This is a genomic window from Rhodopirellula europaea 6C (assembly GCF_000338295.1).
Classification (GTDB): Bacteria; Planctomycetota; Planctomycetia; order Pirellulales; family Pirellulaceae; genus Rhodopirellula; species Rhodopirellula europaea.
Genome location: NZ_ANMO01000232.1, coordinates 1 through 19,452 on the forward strand (window position 1 = coordinate 1; position 19,452 = coordinate 19,452).

Sequence of the window (19,452 nt, forward strand, 5' to 3'; positions counted from 1 at the left end):
CTGCACAACCTACCTGCTTAGGGGATGGCGACGGCATCAGGTACGGTTTCCAGCGAATGGTAGGCGTGTTGTATCTGAGTTTCTTGAACTCGAACGACACGTAGACCGGAAGGGTCTTTTCCGAGTGGTCGACCGACTGCGCCTGTGGTGATCATTTCCATCTCACCGGTTCGTCCGTAAGCGTTGCGGTGGTAGTGTCCGGCGAAGATGGCTCGCACCTTGGCTTGTTTCAGCAGGGCCAACAACGGCGTACGTCGTTCCAAGGGGATGTTGAAGTACTGGTCTGGCTCGTCTTCTCGTTCCAAGAACAACGGGTGATGCAGAAACACGAAGATGTGTTTGGCGTCTTTCACTCTCAGGTGTTGGAGTTGCTGCTTCAGCCAGCTCTGCTGTTGTTGCAGTCGCTCGAGAGCACCGCTGGGATCCTTTAGCAAACTTGAATTGAGCACGACGTTGAAAACACCACCGACCCAAAATGAAAAGTAGTCGTCGCCGAAATGTTCGTTGTAGCGAGCAATGGACTCCGCGGTGGGGCGATTTCCGATGTCATGGTTTCCGCACACGCAAACCAGTGGGATCTCGGGATCGATCTTTGAAAAGTCTTGCTGGTACTGGCTGACCTGAGCTTCGTAGCGGGCTTGGTCGGGGGTGGCATTGGTGAGGTCGCCGCAAACGATCACGAACTTTGGTTGTAGACGATTGATATGTTCGACCGCTTGTTCGACGAGAGCCTTTTCTTGGTCCAGCCCTTCGTTGCCGGTGAACATGCCGTATTGCGGGTCGGCAAGCTGCATGAAAAAGAACGGCTTGTCCCATGTTTGTTCTGTTTGCGGGGCAAACGCTTTGAAAGTCCGCTCGCTGGCCTGTTGAAACCGATTCGAATCGATTTCTGCAGGTTCATCTGCCGACAGAAACGGCGTTCCAAGCAAACACAAAATGCCCAGCAAGACGTTGGTGGATTGATTCATCAGACTTCCGATGGTGAAGGGAGTGCAGTTTTTAAGTGCTGTATTCGTGACGTCTTGCGAACCTCGCCCGTTGGCAACGGGCGAGTCAATTTTGCTGTCGGTTGGCCACTCTTGGCCGACATCCGCAACTTGGACGGGCAAGAGTGGCCATCCTACATGCGTTGAAACCTCGGTGACGACTCAATCGACAAGCCGCAGTGGGAGGCAAGCAGTATCGTTGCCCCCTACCGAGTTGAGAAGTCGTCCACTGAACCGTTGTCGGGGCGGAGACGCGTCTGGAGCATCTGAATCGCTCCGGATTGTTTGCCTCGGAAACGGAGCCTTCACATCGTGCCTCGTGGGGAAGCAGGTAGGAGTCTTCGGCACCGTACCGGTTTGGATCAGTGCCGCCGGCACCCCGGCGCACTCCCGGGTAAAGCCCAAACGGCTCGCATGTTGTCGTCCAATCATTTTTGCCTACCTGCTCAAGCATCCCGGATCCGCTCTAATGCGTGTCTGGATCGGTTCGAAATCGTGGCTTGGAAAGCAGGAGCGTTGACAGATGGCGACGGAAACCAAAACGGCTGGCAAACGAAAGACGAAGACGGAGCGTCGCCCGAATGTTTTTCACCAGCGATTGGGGACGTTGACGTATCACCAAGCGGTCAATCTGTTGGGAGAGGAAGGCTCGCAGTTGATTCGAGCTGGCGGGCAAAACTTTGAGATCCAATCCGACCGAGACGTTTACCTGGGTGGGGATTTGTTTCGAGTTCGGGTGGAGGATGCCGAGATCGAAGGTGGCTTTGCGATCGCGACGATCACGCTGAATTCGGACCGCAAGAAACAGCTCCAATTGAACTGCGATCAATGCGAGGTTCCTTGCGTACACCTGGGCGCCGCGCTGGATTATTTGCTCGATGCGAAATCGGTCTTGGGGTTGGCGATGCCGCCGGATGAATCCGTGCCGCTCGAAAATTTGACCGCCAAAGAACTTCGAGAGCGAGCGATCGCGGAGCGAACCAAGCGTGCAGATGAAGAACGCATGCGAGTTCGATCGATGAAGACAGAAACACCCTGGACGGATTATGTTGTCACCAGTGAACGTTCCGGACGCACTTACCGAGTTGCGATGCGTGGATTTGACGATGGCGAATCGTATTGCACTTGCCCCGACTTTCGCACGAATCGGCTGGGGACGTGCAAGCACATTTTGCACGTTCAGAAGAAACTCAAAACTCGTTTTTCCGATGCAAAGCTTCGTCAGCCCTACCAACGCAAACAGATCTCTCTGGCCGTCCATTATGGATCGTTCGACGGCGGCACCCCAAAAGGGTTGATGTTTCATCTGCCGGCCAAGTTGGACGAATCCGTCGTCGAAATTATCGGCGACGGGGCGACGAAACCGATGCTCGCGGCTGACGAGGTGATGAACCGCTTGAACGCGATCGAAACGGTTGGGCATGACGTGAAAATCTACCCCGATGCGGAAGCGTTTCTGCAACGCGAATTGATGCAGAAACACATTCGGCATGAATGCGATCAGATTCGGGCATCCATCAGTGATCACCCGCTGCGAACGAAGTTGCTGAACGCTGAGTTGTTGCCGTATCAGCTTGATGGGATCGCTTTCGCCGCTGGAGCGGGACGCGCGATTCTTGCCGATGACATGGGATTGGGCAAAACGATCCAGGGCATTGGCGTCGCGGAATTGCTCGCCAACCTTTCCGATATTTCTCGCGTGTTGGTCGTCTGCCCCGCTTCGCTGAAAAGCCAATGGAGAGACGAAATCAATCGGTTCAGCGGCCGTTCTTCGCAGATCATTCTTGGGAAGGGCGACGAACGAATCGAGCAATACCAGGGAGATGCGTTCTTCACGATCTGCAACTACGAACAGGTCCTGCGAGATCTGACCGCGGTCGAAAACGTGCCCTGGGATTTGATCATTCTGGATGAAGGCCAACGGATCAAGAATTGGGAATCCAAAACGAGCAACGTGATTAGGCAGTTGGAGAGTCCGTTTCGGTTGGTTCTGTCCGGCACGCCACTTGAGAATCGTCTGGGGGAGTTGTTCACGGTCACGCGTTTCATCGACGATGATTTGCTGGGGCCCGCGTATCAATTTTTCAACCAGCATCACGTGGTGGATGATCGAGGCAAAACGCTTGGTTATCGACAACTCGATGTGCTGCGTGAAACGATGCGACCCGTGTTGCTTCGCCGAACGCGTGCGGAGGTTGCCAAGCAACTTCCCGATCGCACCGACGAGATCATTCGTTGTGAAGCGACCGCGGAACAGAAGGAAGCTCACGATGCGAACATGAAAATCGTTGCTCAAATTGCTGCGAAGAAATTCATGACCGAAATGGATCGGTTGCGAATTCAGAAGTGCTTGCTGATGGCACGGATGGCTTGCGACAGCACTTACTTGCTGGATCAAGAGGCGGATGAATACAGCAGCAAACTGGATCGATTGGCCGAATTGCTAGAGGGGTTGATTGCTGACCCGACTCGCAAGATCGTGTTGTTCAGCGAATGGCGACGAATGCTCAGCCGCATCGAGAACCGCCTCGACGAGATCGGATGCGACTACGTTCGGCTGGACGGCCAAGTGCCTCAAAAGAAGCGAGCTGCACTGGTTGCACGATTCCAGAATGATCCGGAATGCCGGGTGATCAACATGACCAACGCTGGTTCCACGGGGCTGAACCTGCAGGCCGCCAACACGGTGATCAACGTGGACTTGCCATGGAATCCTGCGGTCTTGGAACAACGCATTGCTCGCGCCTATCGGATGGGGCAGGAAAACCCGGTTCACGTTTACAAGTTGGTCACGACCAGTGAGCCAACACCGACAATCGAAGAAGGTTTGCTCACAACACTGGCGTCCAAGCAAGATCTCGCGGATGCGTCGCTCAACTTTGACAGTGACGCGTCCGAAGTCTCCATGCAAAGCGGGATGGAGGATCTCAAACGGCGGTTGGAAGTCATTTTGCCTCAGCCGATCGCGGCACCGGTCGACGAAAGTCAGCAGCGACGAGTCGAGGCCGAAGCGGAGAAGCTCGCAGCCGAGCGAACCGAAAAGGTTTCTGCTGCGAGCGGGCAGTTGGTGACCGCCGCGCTTTCATTGGCAGGCGAGTTGATGGGAAATGGTTCGTCACCGTCCAGCGAAACCGTCGACAAGTTGACCGAGCGATTGACACAGTGCGTGGATCGTGACGAATCCGGCCGGCCTCAGTTGCGGATCAGCTTGGAGAACGACGAGTCATTGCGTTCCTTGGCGACAACACTCGCCAAACTGCTCGGGTGAGCCCGGGACGAGATGGACGCTCGATCCGTCGGGACGCCCAGTTGGTTTGGGGGCGATGATTTTGGGAATCCGAAGCGTCAGCGAGGCCCGCGCGGCATACCCAACGCCGGCCCTATCCGGGGCGAAGATCGTCGCCGAACGTTCCGCCGATTCGTGCCCCCGTACGATGGCCTTCCAAGGCGTCGACATGAAAACCCATCACACTTCGGTTTCCAAAAGCGAACGCTTGGAACTACTTCCCGAGAATCGCGTCGCGGAGGGTTGGTCGCCACTTGTCTTTCTGGGGATCGTAGATTCCGAACCCTGAGTAGAACTCCCAGTACGCGATTCCGATTCGTCGCTCGATGGCTTCGTCGGCGACAAATCGAGTCCAGTGGTTTCGCGAATCGATGTCGGCTTCTTGGTAGGCACCGAACTCGCCGAGATAGATTGGGATTTTGTTTTCAACGCTCCATCGCAAGGCTCGATCGAGGTCGTTGCGAACTGCCCTTTGTTGTTCGGGCGTTCCGGTCCAGGTCATGCCTTTCCATTGCTTGGATTCATCACCCAACCATCCGGCGCCTTGATGAGTGAATTGAAACGGCGAGTAGTAGTGGAAGGTCGCAACCAAGTTGGAACGATTTTGGGGAAGCTTTAGAAATTGCAACGCATCAATGGAATTGAAATTCGCAGGTCCAACCACGATCGTTCGCTCAGGATGCTTTTCGCGAATGATTGGAAGAGCGTCTGCCAGTAAGCGATTCCATTTTCCTGCGTCCAAGTTGTCGTGAGGTTCGTTGAGAACTTCGAATACCAACTCCGACGGAGCACCCCCGAATTCATCCGCGATTTGTCGCCACAATGCCAGGAAACGATCGAAGTGTTGTTTAGGATTGGCGTACAAACCTTCGTAGTGATGAATGTTGATCATCACTTTCAGATCCCGGCGAAGTGCTTCGTCGACGACCCAGCGAACGCGTTGCATGAAAGTCGGATCGATCGTGTAGGGAGGCTTCGTTTGAGCGTGCGTTGACCAGCGGACTGGCACACGAATGGAGTCGAAGCCGGCTTGCTGGATCAAGTCCAAGTGTTTGGCTTCCAAGAGTGGTCCCCAATCGCCTTCGCGAGGAGCTTCCAAGGTGTTGCCGATGTTGACGCCGCGTCCGAAGAATGGGGTTTGCTTTTGAAAGAAGGCGGTTGTCTTCAGTCGTTCGAGCAACTGAGTTTCGCTCACGGCACGAATTTTTCGGATCACAAGCGAGCTTGCCTCCGACGGTTTCTCGAGCATCACAGTGATCGAGCGAATCTTGCTCGTGTCGAAGGGGATGTCGGTTTGTCCGTGCCAACTACCGAAGGCGACCCGGATCACACCCGATGCGTTTGCTGGCACGGTCGCCGCCGCAGCACTGCTTCCGTCACGTCCTCGCGATCCTGGATTGCGAGTCGACAGAATAACCTTGAGCGGTTTGTCGCCAGGGTTGAACACGTCGGCTTCCAACGTATCAAAGGCGTCCAGACGAAGCGGCGTGCCCATGAATTCGAATTGAACATGCGGGTACCCGTCGCTTGGTGGAGCAGTGAACTTCAGTTCGCCGCTGGACGGATGTTGGATCCGAACGCCTTGGGGTGTGATCTTGTTGCTCGAGGAAACGTTTGGTCCGAACAAGACCTGTTCGCTATCGGAAGACTGGGCCGACGCGGTGGAACAGTTCACGCTCAACACACACGTCGCAGCGAGAATGAGAACGGGAGACCAAGCTGGCAAACGGAAGTCGCGATCGAACATTTCAGACTTGAGGGCAATCGTGGGGGCAAGTGTTGAGATTCAGCAACCTCTGCCGGCAATCATATCCCATCCGATAGCAAAACGAAGATGCACCAAACGCAGCCCAAATGCCGCGTCGTGTTCAGCTACAATGGCTGAGTTCGTCGAAGGACGACTCCCGCCCCACCTGATCCGCCCACTGATCGTCCCCACCATCGGTCATCGGCTCTCGATCCAGCCCCTGGAACCGCAGCCATGTTGAATTTGACTTCGCGTGCCAAGACGCATACTTGCAACGGGACCACCCGGCGCGATTTTCTGCAGGTTGGAACCCTCGGAATGCTTGGTTTTGGCTTGCCACAATTGCTGGCCGCGGAAGCAGCCGGTGCGGCTGGGAAGAACACCGATCGAAAATCGTGCATCATGATTTTCAATTTGGGTGCTCCCAGTCAAATGGACACGTTTGACCCGAAACCGAATGCACCGGCGGAGGTTCGCGGCCCATTCCAAACCATTGCGACTCGCGGCGATTTCGAGTTGACCGAGATCCTGCCCAAGCATGCGGAAATCGCGGACAAGTTTTCGATCGTTCGATCGTGCTATCACACGGCCGCCGCCGTTCACGATGCCGGATGGCAGATGCTGCAGACCGGTCGTAAATTCACTGGTGGAGTGAACTACCCGCATGCCGGTGCCGTCGTCGAATATTTGCACGGACGCCGCACGGACTTGCCCGCTCATGTGGTGTTGCCGCAAACGATGGGACGTGGCGGTGGGAATTTGCCCAATGGACAAGCCGGTGGTTTTCTTGGCAAAGCCTATGACCCATTTGCGTTGATGGCCGACCCGAGCAAGCCAAACTTCAAGGTTCCCGATTTGTTGCCACCAGCATCGCTTCCAGACGTGCGAATCGATCGACGAAGACGAATGCGTGATTCCATCGAAAGCCACATGGCTCGGTTCGAAGCGACCGAATCGGCGAAGCTGTTTGATGCCAACTTCGAGGCCGCTTATCGGATGATGAACAGCCCCGAGGCGCGGATGGCGTTTGACCTTTCCAAAGAACCGACCTCCGTTCGCGAACGCTATGGGATGAATCGCTTCGGCCAGTGTTGTTTGCTGGCCCGTCGGCTGATCGAAGCCGGGGTGCGGTTCGTCACCATCAACACGTTTTTGACGGTCTTCAATGAAGTCACTTGGGACATCCACGGCAGCAAACCGTTCACGACCATCGAAGGCATGAAGAACATCGTGGCTCCCATGTACGACCAAGCGTACTCGGCATTGATCACGGATTTGCATGATCGCGGTTTGCTCGATGACACGATGGTTTGTGGACTGGCTGAATTCGGTCGCACACCCAAAGTCAATCCGGCGGGAGGACGAGATCACTGGCCGCAGTGTTTCTCGTGCACGTTCGCTGGTGGTGGCGTGGTCGGAGGAAGAGCCGTCGGGAAATCGGACCCGGTCGGAGGCGTTCCCGCGGATCGCCCGACCAACCCCGGCGAGATCATTGCAACGATTTTCAAGGCAATGGATTTGGATCTGCACGCGGAATTGCCTGGTCCCGGCGGACGCCCGTTTCCGTTGGTCGACTTCGGTGTTCGCGAAATCAAGGAGCTGTTCGCGTGAGAAGTTCATTCATCCAAACAGGCTTTTGCATGTTGGTGATGTTTGCCGCGTCTCTCGGCACAAAGCCAATCGCGAATGCGGACTCGCCTGAGTCAGTCGTGTTGTTGCCGCAGCAAGTTGAGTTGTCACATGCTGGCGACCTGCAGCGTCTATCGGTTGCAACGTGGCAAGACGGAATCGCTGGATCGACGATCGATGATGTGACGATCGAGACGTCTGACCCGAGCATCGTCAAAGTGGTGGGGCAAACCCTGCACGCGGTTTCTGATGGCGTCGCGACAGTGACGGCCACCACGACCGACGGGCGGACCACCGCGACGGAAGTGACGGTCGGCGGTACGAAGGAGCCTCACCAGTGGAGCTTTCGAAACGATGTGCAAAGCGTGCTGGCAAAACAGGGCTGCAACATGGGTGCGTGCCATGGGGCTTTGGCCGGCAAGGGCGGATTTGTGCTGTCGTTGCGTGGGTACGACAGCAACGCAGATTTTCATTCCATCACTCGGCAAGCACGCGGGCGCCGAATCGAAATGGCCGATCCTGGACGCAGTCTGTTGCTCGCGAAACCAACGGGAGCTTTGCCACACAAAGGCGGCCTGCGTCTGGACACAAATTCGCGAGACTATGAGATTTTGGCCCAGTGGATCGCCAACGGTGCCGCGGTTCCTTCCAAAGACGACGCGTTGATCGAGAAGATCACGGTGACGCCGGAGAACGCCAAGCTGCATCCCGGTGATTATTCCCAAGTACTCGTGACCGCTCACTACGACGATGGCACCTCGCGGGACGTGACTCATTGGTCGCATTTCACCGCCACCGATGAAGCGGTCGCGGGGGTGGATGAAACCGGGCGAGTTCAGATCAATGGAAGTGGCGAAGCAGCGGTGTTGGTTTGGTATGCCAGCAAGGTCGCTCTTGCAAGAATGACGGTGCCCAATCCGAATCACGTTGCGGCGGAGGTTTACGCGTCAGCACCTCGTCGCAATTTTATCGACGACCTGAATCTGCAGCAGCTTCAAACACTTCAGTTGCCACCGTCTGCTCCATGCGATGATGAAACGTTTCTTCGTCGCGCGACGTTGGACACCATCGGGCGGCTACCGACCAAGTCTGAACGCGAGGAGTATTTCTCCGCACCGAAACATCAGCGTCGTGATGCGTTGATCGACCAATTGCTGGCGGCGGAATCGTTCACGGATTATTGGTCTTACAAGTGGTCCGATGTGTTGGTCATCAACGGGAACAAACTTCGTCCGGTCGCGGTCAAGTCCTACTACGATTGGCTGCACGACAGCGTCCGCACGAACAAGCCATGGGACGTTCTGGTTCGCGAGATTCTGACATCCACTGGCAGCAGTGCGACCAACGGTGCCACCAACTTTTTCGCGGTCAACCAAACGCCGGAAGAAATGACCGAAAGTGCGTGTCAATCGTTCTTGGGATTGTCGATCGGATGTGCGAAGTGCCACAACCATCCGCTTGAGAAATGGACAAACGACCAGTACTACGCCATGGCGAACCTGTTTTCACGAGTCCGGGCAAAAGGCTGGGGCGGTGATTCGCGAAACGGTGATGGTGTGCGGCAACTGTATGTTTCGACGTCTGGCGAGTTGGTGCAACCCAATCTCGGAAAAGCACAGCCGCCCGCTCCGCTCGATTCCGAACCGATGGCGTTTGACGATCCCCGAGATCGCCGGGAAGTCTTGGCTGAATGGTTGACCGACCCAGCCAATCCGTACTTTGCACGCTCGATCACCAATCGCATTTGGGCAAACTTCTTTGGTCGAGGGTTGGTTGAACAGGTCGATGATCTTCGGCTGAGCAATCCCGCCAGCAACGAGGACCTGCTCAACGCGGCAGCCCAGCACCTGAGCGATTCCGGTTTCGATCTCAAGACGTTGATGCGAACGATCTTGCAAAGTGAGACCTATCAGCGGAGCAGTTTGACGGTCGAGGGAAACCGCGAAGATCCGAAGTATCTGAGTCACTACGCACCTCGACGTTTGATGGCGGAAGTATTGCTCGATTCGATGGATCAGGTTTTGGGGACATCAACGTCGTTCACCGAGATTGCTTTTGCGGGAGCCGACAAGCAGAAGACGGATTTCTACAGCGCCGGCACACGAGCGATTGAACTCTACGATTCCGCTGTCGATTCATATTTCCTGAAAACCTTTGGCCGCAATCCTCGCGAAATTGTTTGTGAGTGCGAGCGTGATGCCGAGCCGTCGATGGTTCAGGTCCTTCACTTGTCCAATGGTGAAACGTTGAACCCAAAGTTGAACGATACGGCGAGTTTGCCCAGTCTTGCGGCAGCCGAAAAGTGGGATCGTGACGAGTACCTCGACGTCTTGTTTCAAAGGGCGTTGTCTCGAGTCCCGACGGCGGCGGAGCGTCAATCACTTGTTTCGGTGATGGACGAATACGGAGAGGACCAAACCACCGCGATGCGAGACGTCGCTTGGAGCGTTTTGACCAGCGTCGAGTTCACCTACAACCATTGAAGCGATCCCCGATGAGAACTCACTGCATCTTTTTGTTGTTGGCTGTTTGCTATTCTTCGATGAACGCTTTCGCGGTCGACTTTGTCGAAGACGTGGCACCGATTCTGCAAACGTATTGCGTCGGTTGTCATGCCGAGGATGATGCGCAAGGCGGATTGGCGATGGACACGCACGCTGCTTTGATCAGCGGTGGTGACTCGGGGTTGGCACTCACCCCGGGTGTTGTATCGGCCAGCCGAATGTTTCTGATGGCATCGGGCAAGCTCGAACCGGTGATGCCACCCGATGACATGGAAGGCCCAAGCGAAGAAGAACTTGCGATCTTGGCTGATTGGATCGAAGAAGGTGCGGAGGGCCCGGACGGAGACATGCCGATTCGTCGCGAACTGAAAACACCGAAAATTGCGACTTCCTCCGATGCGAATTTGCCAGTCACCGCGATTGCTCGCTCCAGCGATGGTGCATGGCATGCGACTGCGAAGTTTGGGGCGATCACTTTGGTCAACCTCGCCAGCGGCGAGTCGATGGAAGTTGCGAATCCCTGGGGCAAAGTCAATTCACTTCAATTCAATGGTGATGGCACGCAGCTGCTGGCCGCATCGGGGCTGACCGGTGGTTACGGACAAGCGACCTTGTTCAATGTGGCCGATGGTAGCGTGCGTCAAGAGTTGGTTGGTCACAGTGACGTTTTGTACGCGGCTGAGTTTTCGCCTGACGGAAAGCGAATCGCAACGGCGGGCTACGACCGGAAAATTCTAATTTGGGACACGGGCAACGGTAAGGTCGTTCAGGAATTGCTTGGCCACAACGGCGCGATCTTTGATCTCGCGTTTTCTCCGGATGGCGCGTTGCTCATCTCGGCTTGTGCGGACGAAACGGTCAAGGTTTGGGATGTAGCGACCGGACAGCGCTTGGACACTCTCAGCCAACCCGAAGGCGAAGTGAATAGCGTTCTTTTCTCAAAGGACGGACGGTGGATGTTGGCAGGCAGTGCCGACAATCGTCTTCGAGTTTGGAAGTTGGTCTCAAAGTCAGAGCCCGCGATCAACCCGATTGTGCAGACCCGGTTTGTTGATGAGTCACCAATATCGGGGATGACGCTGACTCCCGATGGCCGCGGTTTGGTGATCGTCAGTGAAGCGGGCAATGCCAAGTTGCTCCGAACCGACGATTGGTCTGTGGTTGGAGCGATGGAGCCCTTGGGCCAAACACCCAGTGATCTGTTTGTGTCCGCGGATGGGACCAATGCCACCATCGCGTTGATGGATGGCCGCGTTGTGGACCGAGTCCTGCCTGAGATCATGCGGCGAGGCTCCGGACCGAAACGCACAACATTGGAGCCGGTTTACTTGGATCTCGGGCCGCTGGTTTCTTTGGAGGAGTCGAAGCTCAATTTTATCGATGGTGTCGCCGACGTCGGGCGTGGTTGTGAGGTCACCGGATCGCTGACAACGATGGGCGAAGAAGACTGCTATCGATTTTCCGCCGGCCGTGGTGAAGCGTGGATGATCGAAGCGGATGCGACTTCGGGGGATCTGGATCCAAAAATCGTTTTGTTGGATGAAGCTGGTCATCCGCTGTTGCGAACCAGGTTGCAAGCGATTCGAGACACCTACTTCACTTTTCGAGGCAAGAACAGCGGCCAGGTCAATGACTTTCGATTGTTTGGTTGGCAAGAGATTGGTTTGAATCAATATCTTTATTCCAGTGGTGAAGTTACGAAGACATGGCGACATCCGCGTGGTCCGGACTCCGGGTTTGACGTGTATCCCGGGGCGGGAAATCGGCACACCTATTTTGGCACCACTCACACGACTCATGCGTTGGGGGAACCCGCCTATGTCGTTCGCGAATTGCGACTGGGCGAGGAACCGGAGGCGAATGGATTGCCCGTGTTCGATGTGATCTATGAAAACGATGACGATCCGAGTCGTATGGCGGGTGAGTCCAGCCGGTTGGATTTCGTCGCTCCACGCGATGGGGATTTCACCGTATGTGTTGGCGATACTCGCGGGCATTCCGGCGATGATTTCCGGTATCGACTGCGAATTCGACCGGCGGCACCATCGTATTCGGCGTCGATTGGCAAAATGAACGCCAGCATTCCGGCCGGGGCAGGCCGCAAGATCGACTTGAATGTTCAACGCATCGATGGATTCGACGGACCCGTCACGTTTGAGATTGGGGATTTGCCGTCGGGTTGGCACTCCAATTTTCCCGTGGTTGTCGAAGCCAACCAGCGTTCTGCCGAAGGCGCGATCTTCATTCCAATTGGAACGCAAACTCCTGCGGAGAAGGTCGATTTGCGAGTCACGGCCAAGGCGGAGATTTTGGATCGCCGCGTTGAGCGGCGTGCGGGAACGATCACGGGGCTGACCGTTGGAACGCCACCCAGCGTGATTCCGATGATTCAGCCCGTCGATCGAGACGTTCCGGAAAACAAAGATTGGACGCTCGTGATTCCTCGCGGCACAACCGTATCAGCGCGGATTGTGCTTCGGCGCGGCAAGGATACGAAAGGTAAGGTGAACAACGGCGAGATTCGATTCGGGAAGGAGGGCAGCGGACACAATGCCGCCCATGGTGTCTACGTCGACAACATTGGGCTGAGCGGTTTGCTGGTCTTGCCCAATGAGAACGAACGAGAATTATTTATCACGGCCGATCCGGTTGCGGCCTTGGGAAAACGATCGTTCTTCCTGATCGCAGAGACTGACGGTGGTGTGGCTAGTTTTCCCATCACGATTGATGTTCAAGATGCAGCCGCGCTCAGTGCTTCCGCCGAATGAACTTTTTGGTGTCCAACGTCATCCAACCATTCGGGGAATTGATTCTCAGTCCTTCCCGAAATAGACAGGGTTGTTGTCGTCACTGGAAAGCTGCATTTGGATAAGCAAAGAATGTCTGTTCGCCGTTGGACCGAAATCTGTCTCGTTTCCACTTTGCTGTGGTTCGTGATGGCGGAATTGGCAAGTGCGGCGACTTTTGCGAGTTTCTCCGCTTCCCGCCACAATCGTTTTTTAGGCGACGATTCTCTGAATCCCGATTTCTGGTTGGATCACTCTTTGCTGACCGGCGTGGCAGTCCGGCGTGCCGTGCTGATCACGCCGCTGCACTACGTCACCGCAACTCATACGGGGATGATCAATCCGACGTTTGTGGCCGCTGATGGGACGCGGCACACTTACACGGCGGAGTCATCCACTGTGTTGCAAACAACATTGCAAAATGATTTGGTGCTGTCGGGTGGCACAACACTCATGGCCGGAACGGTTCATAACAGCGATTTGTTGCTGGTGACATTGGATGCACCTGTGCCGGCGAGCGACGGGATCACGCCAATGCCCGTTTTGGGAGGTGGGTACTTTGACATGCTGGGCCGGAGCATGATCGTCCAAGGCCAAAACTCACAGTTCGGTTCCGACACGATCGACTTCACTCAAACGGTGAGGCTCAACACAGGTGCAATCACCGAGTCGGTCATCTATCGGTGGGATCATCCTCTAGGCGGAGGCGGCACGGATGAACTCACCTTGGTTGGTGGTGACTCGGGTGAAGGCTCGTTCGTTGAACATGGTGGCGAGTATCTTTTCACGGGGACGAACATGGGCATCTACACCGATCCCGATACGTCGGAAAAGTTCAGTTTCAACAACTTCGTTTCGCCCTACGTGGATTTGATTGCCTCCGAAGTCGCCGCGGATGGTTTTTCGATCAGGGTCATTGCCGTTCCCGAACCTTCGATGGCGTTGGCGATGCTTACAACGATGGGTTTTGTATGGGGGCGACGACGTACCAAGCGATCCCAACCGCATGGACGAGTGAGGCGAGCAAAACCATCAGATGCCAAACCGCGTGCAAGTAGGGAGCTCGTCGATCGTTCATGAGAAAGACGGTTCCTAAGCTGTAGAGGACACCGCCAATGAACATCGCGTATGCGAGTTCGACCGGAACGTTGCGGATCAACGGAATGGCAGGCAGCCATCCAAGCAGCAAGTAAGACACGACGCTGATGGAATGCAGCCGGTGCATCCTCACAGCTTTGTTGAAAAAGCCTGCCAACGCGGCCACCCACATCGCCGTCAGCAACGGGATTCGCCAGCCGTCGGGTGAGTAGGCATAGGCGATCGGAGTGTAGGTTCCGATGATCATCAAATAGATCGCCGCTTGGTCACACGCACGAAAGCGATCGAGCCAAGGTTGTTCCAAGTACACATGCGATAAGGTCGAGCAAACAAAGGTGGTCACGACCGACGCGGCATAGACACCGCAAGCGATCGCCAATCCAGGTTCGCCCGCCGATGATCGGACCAACGCAGCTCCGACGATACACCATAGCGCCGCCGACAAACCGTGCGTCCATGCATTGGCCCATTCCTGTTCGGGCTGAATCGGTGGTGCATCAAAGGTGTGATCCAACGTCTATTTTCCCTTCAGGAGGTTTTCGTCACGCAGCCAACGCAAACACAGTTCAGGCCAAAGGTCGTCCGCTCGACCGTCCATGCGACCGCCAAAACCATGGCCGCTCCCCGTGAACACATGCAATGCCGATGGCACGCCGGCTTCGTGCAATTTGGTAAACGTCGTCACGCAGTTCATCACCGTCAATCGGTCGTCTTCTGCGTGGGCCAAGAACATGGGTGGTGAATCTTCAGTGATCTCAATTCCATTCAGTTCATCGGGTGAGTCTTCTTTGACTAGCCATGCGGGATAAATGAGACAGGCGAAATCGGGCAAGCGAATCTGTTCATCAGCATCATCGATCGCATCGTACTGACGTTCCGTGATCGTTGCGGTACGACACGCCGCCTGGCCGCCAGCGGAGAAACCCATCACGCCAACTTTGTCTGGAGTTTCGCCGGTGACTTTGCCAGCTCGGATCAGGGCGATCGCCCGCTGGATGTCTTGGACAGGTGGTTTCCATTTCGGTTCCATTGTCCGAGTCGGCACGCGATACTTTAGAACAACGCTGGTCACGCCGCCCGCGACCAACTGCTCGGCGATCTCGGTGCCTTCCAAGTCCCAAGCCAAGATCGAAAACCCACCACCCGGGCAGACGACAATGACGGTCTTGGACGGATTGCCGTCTGCATCTTTGGCGGGAAAAACATGCATTTCTGGCGTGGACACATTGCCCAAACGCATCAAGCGTTTTCCACCAATTTTGTTGTCTGTCGGTTTGGTGAGGTCGGCTTCCGGTTCAGTTGGTGCGTCCCACTTCGGTGGATCTGATGGCCAGACGGGAAGTACGTCGCTTGGGTCGGCTCCATAACAGTCGGTGCAGACACCAGTGGCGGACGCCATCATCGCGATCAGAGCGAAGCTCCAAAGCCAATTTCGTTTGGCCAAGCCAGTCTTTTTCATTGCGAGCAAATCTGTGAGGGGGATTCATTTGGAAGACAGGCCGACATCGTAACCCATGCGTCGATCACGCGCGGCTCCACCAGAATCGGACCAGGTCGGCGACCTGCTCGCCTTCGATTTCGTCGCCGAGCATCAACTCGTCCGCGAGTGCTGCGATCGCCGACCAGCACGGATCTGACGCGACGATTTTCCGTAGACGGACGATGGCTTCTCGCATCAATCGGATTTGTTGAGCCGCTTGAGGTTTGAGGGCCGCCGCGCACAACTGGGCTTGCTGCCAATCGCTCTGCCAAGCCCGTACGTCCAACAACTCCTCGTCACCGCTTTGATACACAAACTCGGCAACGGGTCCCGCTAGGATCGTCAGCAATTCACGTTGGCGTTGCCAGTTGTCACTTGGGTCGACGCGTCCCCAATTGACGATGCAGTCGCCAAATCGACGTGGCAAGTCACCGTCTTCATCATCGAACATGGACGCTTGGGAAAGCGTGACTCGGTCGATTTGGGCTCCCAACGCGCAACCAACGATCGCGTGACCGGCCTCGTGATAGGCAGTCACCAATTCATCGTCATCGTCTGGCCAAGTCCAATCCAAGACAGCTACCCGTACTCGCGGTTCGTATCGCGAGACATCCTAGTGCATCGTCCCGCGATCGTCTCCGGGGGCGGCAGGCGTTCGAGGCGATTGGCGGCTAGGCAGGGCGGCTGATTCGGTAGTTCTTTGTGCGGACAACGGATGTGTGATCGCGCATGAAAAAACCGCCGCAAGTGATCAACACTTGGGCGGTTCAGTTTTGGCTTTTAGTGAAGCTCAGGGCCTGAGCTTCCGACAATTGCTTCTTGGACAGAAACTCGGGGCCCGAGTTTCCGACATGTCTGTCTGGTCAGGAAGCTCGAGGCCCAAGCTTGTAGAAAACTCGGGCCCCGAGTTTTAAAAATCCACTAGTTCAGCATTTGTTTGACTTCGGACATCACAGCAGCGACATCGATCTTGTCAGCATCGAACTCGTGACGTGCGACGACTTGCGAGTCGTTGGCGATCACGACAGTGATTTGTGCGTCGTCGGACAGTTTGTAGTTTGCAGGACCATTCTTATCCTTGGCAACGACGACCGGCACATTCTTGGCGGCCATCTTTTTGCCTTCGCTTTTCATGCTGTCAGCTTTTTCGCCGAACAGAGTGACAAAGCTTTTCAGTTGTGCGTCACTGTTTGAAGCGACGGCGGAGTCAAGTTCCTTGACCAGCTTCGCGACGGGTTCGCTGGTTTGGCGAGCGAAGACCATGACCATCGGACGCGAGCCGTATTTGCAGCGGTAGCACAATGCTTCGCCGGCTTCGACACCATCATCTTCTGCACCAGCGACCTTGGTCACGTAGAACGCGCCGATTGGATCACCTTGGCACAGTCCTTTGTCAGCAGTGGCAGGGTCTGCGGCGAACGCAGCAGGGATTGCCATTGCACAGGCCAGGGCAGCAGTCAAAAACAAACGCGACATCAAGCTTCTCCGTTTGAAGCGGGGATACTTCGCGAGATCAGACGATGTTGTCCGATGCCTCGCAGGAAATAGGTCTATTGCTGAACAATGACGATCAGAACGATTTGTCCGCCATTGCACGCCCAAAAGTCGCCAAGATTCGACGGCTTCGGCGGTTGCTGTTCATTATTCCACCGCCGAATCGCTTCGGCTAGTGACGATCGCGTCAATTGTACCGCGACGACTACCGCGATTGGGTTCAAACTGATGGCAACGTTTACCCCAAACGCACAATTGCGTTGAAGGTTACAGAGTGTATCAACTCTTACCCGAAAGGAATTTCCAATGAATTTCGCTCGTACCATTGCCGCTGTTGCGGTTGCCGTTTGTATCTCGTCCGCTTCGTCCGCCAGTGCTTGTGGCCTTCTCGGCTGTGGCAACGACTGCTGCGACGCGGCTCCTGTTTGCTGCGAAGCTCCAGCACCTGTCTGCTGCGAACCAGCTCCCGTTTGCTGCCCACCAGCACCCGTGAAGGTTTCCTGGTGCGTCAAGAACCCTTTGACTTGCTGTCCCGTTGAAGTCAGCGCCTGCGTTCCTGCTTGCTGCGAAAACGTGATCCCCGAATTGGTTTGCTGCAAAAAAGGTTTCTTGGGTCGCAAAGTCATGACCTTCAGCTTTCCTTGCTGTGACACTTGCGTGGACGTCGTCTTCACGCCATTGGGCCGCGTCATCGTTCGCGACTGAATTTGAGTTTGGTGGCGAGATCACACATCGGCCACAATTGAACCACGTCTCTCAGACGACTACAAAGCCGGTTGATATAATCAGCCGGCTTTTTCTATGCGCAGTGCCATGTCTAACGAACCAGTGTCCAGCGACTCACCATCCACCGTTTGCAAAATCGCGACCCAGCAGCAATGGGAGCAGATGCAAGCCACCGGAAAGCTTCCCCCAGCACCGATCGATGTCGCGGACGGCTTCATTCACTTGTCCCGCGAGGAGCAAGTCCCCGGAACATTGGCGGCTCACTTCGCCGGCCAAAGCGGTTTGGTCGTGCTGCACATTCGAGTGACTGAAATCGACGACAACCTACGCTGGGAAAAATCTCGCGGAGGCGAACTGTTCCCGCACCTCTATGCCGATTTGTCGGTCTCAGCGGTGGAGCGAGCCGAATCGGTCTCTGCATAAGCCACGACGCTTGGCTCGACGCTGGAACCGGCCTCGCCACGAGCAGTGGTTTGGCGTGACGATTGAATGGTCCAGCCGCACCTTCGGATCCAAAACAGCCCGACGCTGACAGATGCCAGCATGAGGGCTGCGTTGAAAACAGATGCCGCTGCCAAGGCAGCCATCTCAACGACTTGGTTCCATCTCAAAGGCCAAAGCACAAATCGAACCTCTATCCAAAGCGCCCACGCGAACGTAGTTGCTGCTGCAACCGTCCCGGCCGCAAGCAAATGCAAGGCGATCCGAAAATTTCGACCCGACCTTGTTGCGGGCTTTCGATTGCCGTCAATCGGAATGGCGTTAAAAGGGATGATGGTTTTGACCATCGTCGAAATGATCACCGCGGTGGCGATTCCGAATCCGATGGCAATGTAGAAATCGGCTCCAACCGAGACCTCGCGAAAGGCAAATCGTGCTATGCCGAAGATCAATGCAGTCGCGAACATCAAACCCATTAGATCTCGAATTGAAACGTGCCGGGGTGCCGACGCGACCTTCATTTGCGGACGCAAGGACTTTGAGGTAATCCACTGCGACGCCGTCGCAAAAACGCTGAGGGTGACGCAGAAACCGAAAAGCAGCGGAGTGATGTCCTTGATGAATCTGGAGCTAGGCACCGCATCGAAAAGACTCAGTGCGATCGCCATCAACAATAGGTTGACAATGACGGTGCCCGCAACGAAAACCGCAGTGAATGCAAGACGCTGAAACAAAAGCAAAGGAACGAATACGGCAAGGCCAAAAGCAGCGATCATCGGAGTGCACATGACGCCGACGATTGCGATGAGTAACGCGTGAGAGGACGGTTGCGGAACGGAATTGCTACTCAGAAAACCGAGAACTGCGGCACCCCAGACGACACAAACGCCCAGCCAAGCCACCATCCCCAGCAAGCCAAACGCCAAGCTTCGCCAGTCCAGGAGGCGAACCCCGAGAAGTGAATCAGGAGCGTGAGGCTTTGGGGTGGCATCTGAGTTATCTGTCATGACAACAGTCCGTTGACCGGGGGTGTCTCCGATGGCGAAATCTTCAGGTCTTTGGAATGAGGCCGCTCAAGCGTCCAGCCACAGCGTCGCAGCCAGTCTAGACCAATGCCGAGCATTGCGATTGCTATCGTTGCGTTGAACATAGACGCCAAAATCCAGGCCAGGAATCCACCGATCGACCATGTCGCAAAGTCGGCTGTCGATGCCATCAGGACCAGGTGGCCGATCGCAGCAGTTGCCCAGGTGATGATCACGGGGCGATGTTTGA

At 55.6% G+C, this 19,452-nt stretch carries 14 protein-coding genes and 1 pseudogene; 7 read left to right on the top strand and 8 right to left on the bottom strand.

The annotated features are described in order from the left end of the window. Nucleotides 1-17 precede the first annotated feature (17 nt). Complete coding sequence (locus RE6C_RS24425) at nt 18-1,109, bottom strand: serine/threonine-protein phosphatase CPPED1 (protein WP_008660928.1); 1,092 nt, start codon at nt 1,107-1,109, stop codon at nt 18-20. Nucleotides 1,110-1,509: 400 nt separating this feature from the next. On the opposite strand from RE6C_RS24425, the gene RE6C_RS24430 reads away from it, so the two are divergent. Beyond that, the gene (locus RE6C_RS24430) at nt 1,510-4,254 is read left to right on the top strand and encodes a DEAD/DEAH box helicase (protein ID WP_008660929.1); all 2,745 of its coding nucleotides are present in this window, start codon (nt 1,510-1,512) and stop codon (nt 4,252-4,254) included. Between the two features lie 232 nt (nt 4,255-4,486). Here the strand turns inward: RE6C_RS24430 and RE6C_RS24435 are convergent, their stop codons facing one another. Then, the gene (locus RE6C_RS24435) at nt 4,487-6,019 is read right to left on the bottom strand and encodes a glycoside hydrolase family 5 protein (protein WP_008660931.1); all 1,533 of its coding nucleotides are present in this window, start codon (nt 6,017-6,019) and stop codon (nt 4,487-4,489) included. Between the two features lie 234 nt (nt 6,020-6,253). On the opposite strand from RE6C_RS24435, the gene RE6C_RS24440 reads away from it, so the two are divergent. The 4 genes from RE6C_RS24440 (at nt 6,254) to RE6C_RS24455 (ending at nt 14,018) form a co-directional block, all read left to right on the top strand. Next, the gene (locus tag RE6C_RS24440; protein WP_039963311.1) at nt 6,254-7,630 is read left to right on the top strand and encodes a DUF1501 domain-containing protein; all 1,377 of its coding nucleotides are present in this window, start codon (nt 6,254-6,256) and stop codon (nt 7,628-7,630) included. Then, a complete protein-coding gene (locus RE6C_RS24445) occupies nt 7,627-10,131 on the top strand; it encodes a DUF1553 domain-containing protein (protein ID WP_039963314.1) in 2,505 nt (834 codons plus the stop codon). Before RE6C_RS24440 ends, RE6C_RS24445 begins: the two co-directional genes overlap by 4 nt. An 11-nt stretch (nt 10,132-10,142) precedes the next feature. Then, complete coding sequence (locus RE6C_RS24450) at nt 10,143-12,920, top strand: c-type cytochrome domain-containing protein (protein WP_008660934.1); 2,778 nt, start codon at nt 10,143-10,145, stop codon at nt 12,918-12,920. A gap of 111 nt (nt 12,921-13,031) precedes the next feature. Then, nucleotides 13,032-14,018, top strand: a complete 987-nt coding sequence (locus RE6C_RS24455) for a PEP-CTERM sorting domain-containing protein (protein ID WP_008660941.1) — start codon at nt 13,032-13,034, stop codon at nt 14,016-14,018. On the opposite strand, the pseudogene trhA reads toward RE6C_RS24455, so the two are convergent. From trhA to RE6C_RS24470, 4 genes and pseudogenes are all read right to left on the bottom strand, one after another. Continuing rightward, nucleotides 13,984-14,550: pseudogene (trhA, locus tag RE6C_RS33090) on the bottom strand (PAQR family membrane homeostasis protein TrhA); the annotation flags it as partial. The gene RE6C_RS24455 and the pseudogene trhA overlap by 35 nt on opposite strands. Nucleotides 14,551-14,553: 3 nt before the next feature. Further along, on the bottom strand, nt 14,554-15,495 hold the full coding sequence (locus RE6C_RS24460; protein WP_008660943.1) for an alpha/beta hydrolase: 942 nt from the start codon (nt 15,493-15,495) through the stop codon (nt 14,554-14,556). A gap of 64 nt (nt 15,496-15,559) precedes the next feature. Continuing rightward, complete coding sequence (locus RE6C_RS24465; protein ID WP_008660948.1) at nt 15,560-16,090, bottom strand: cell division protein FtsH; 531 nt, start codon at nt 16,088-16,090, stop codon at nt 15,560-15,562. Nucleotides 16,091-16,437: 347 nt separating this feature from the next. Then, nucleotides 16,438-16,992 (bottom strand): hypothetical protein, encoded by a 555-nt coding sequence (locus tag RE6C_RS24470; RefSeq protein WP_008660949.1) that lies wholly within the window; start codon nt 16,990-16,992, stop codon nt 16,438-16,440. Nucleotides 16,993-17,316: 324 nt separating this feature from the next. Here RE6C_RS24470 and RE6C_RS32325 point away from each other — a divergent pair, with 324 nt between their 5' ends. Together RE6C_RS32325 and RE6C_RS24480 are read left to right on the top strand one after the other, a co-directional pair. Then, the gene (locus tag RE6C_RS32325) at nt 17,317-17,715 is read left to right on the top strand and encodes a hypothetical protein (protein ID WP_081605747.1); all 399 of its coding nucleotides are present in this window, start codon (nt 17,317-17,319) and stop codon (nt 17,713-17,715) included. A gap of 108 nt (nt 17,716-17,823) precedes the next feature. Next, nucleotides 17,824-18,159 (top strand): DUF952 domain-containing protein, encoded by a 336-nt coding sequence (locus tag RE6C_RS24480; RefSeq protein WP_236618490.1) that lies wholly within the window; start codon nt 17,824-17,826, stop codon nt 18,157-18,159. On the opposite strand, the gene RE6C_RS24485 is transcribed toward RE6C_RS24480, so the two are convergent. Together RE6C_RS24485 and RE6C_RS33095 are read right to left on the bottom strand one after the other, a co-directional pair. Continuing rightward, entirely contained in the window at nt 18,105-19,184 is a 1,080-nt protein-coding gene (locus tag RE6C_RS24485; RefSeq protein WP_039963316.1) for a hypothetical protein, read from the bottom strand. The two genes, RE6C_RS24480 and RE6C_RS24485, sit on opposite strands and share 55 nt — an antisense overlap. Then, the gene (locus RE6C_RS33095) at nt 19,181-19,438 is read right to left on the bottom strand and encodes a hypothetical protein (RefSeq protein ID WP_008660955.1); all 258 of its coding nucleotides are present in this window, start codon (nt 19,436-19,438) and stop codon (nt 19,181-19,183) included. The genes RE6C_RS24485 and RE6C_RS33095 overlap by 4 nt, the downstream gene beginning before the upstream one ends. Nucleotides 19,439-19,452 lie beyond the last annotated feature (14 nt).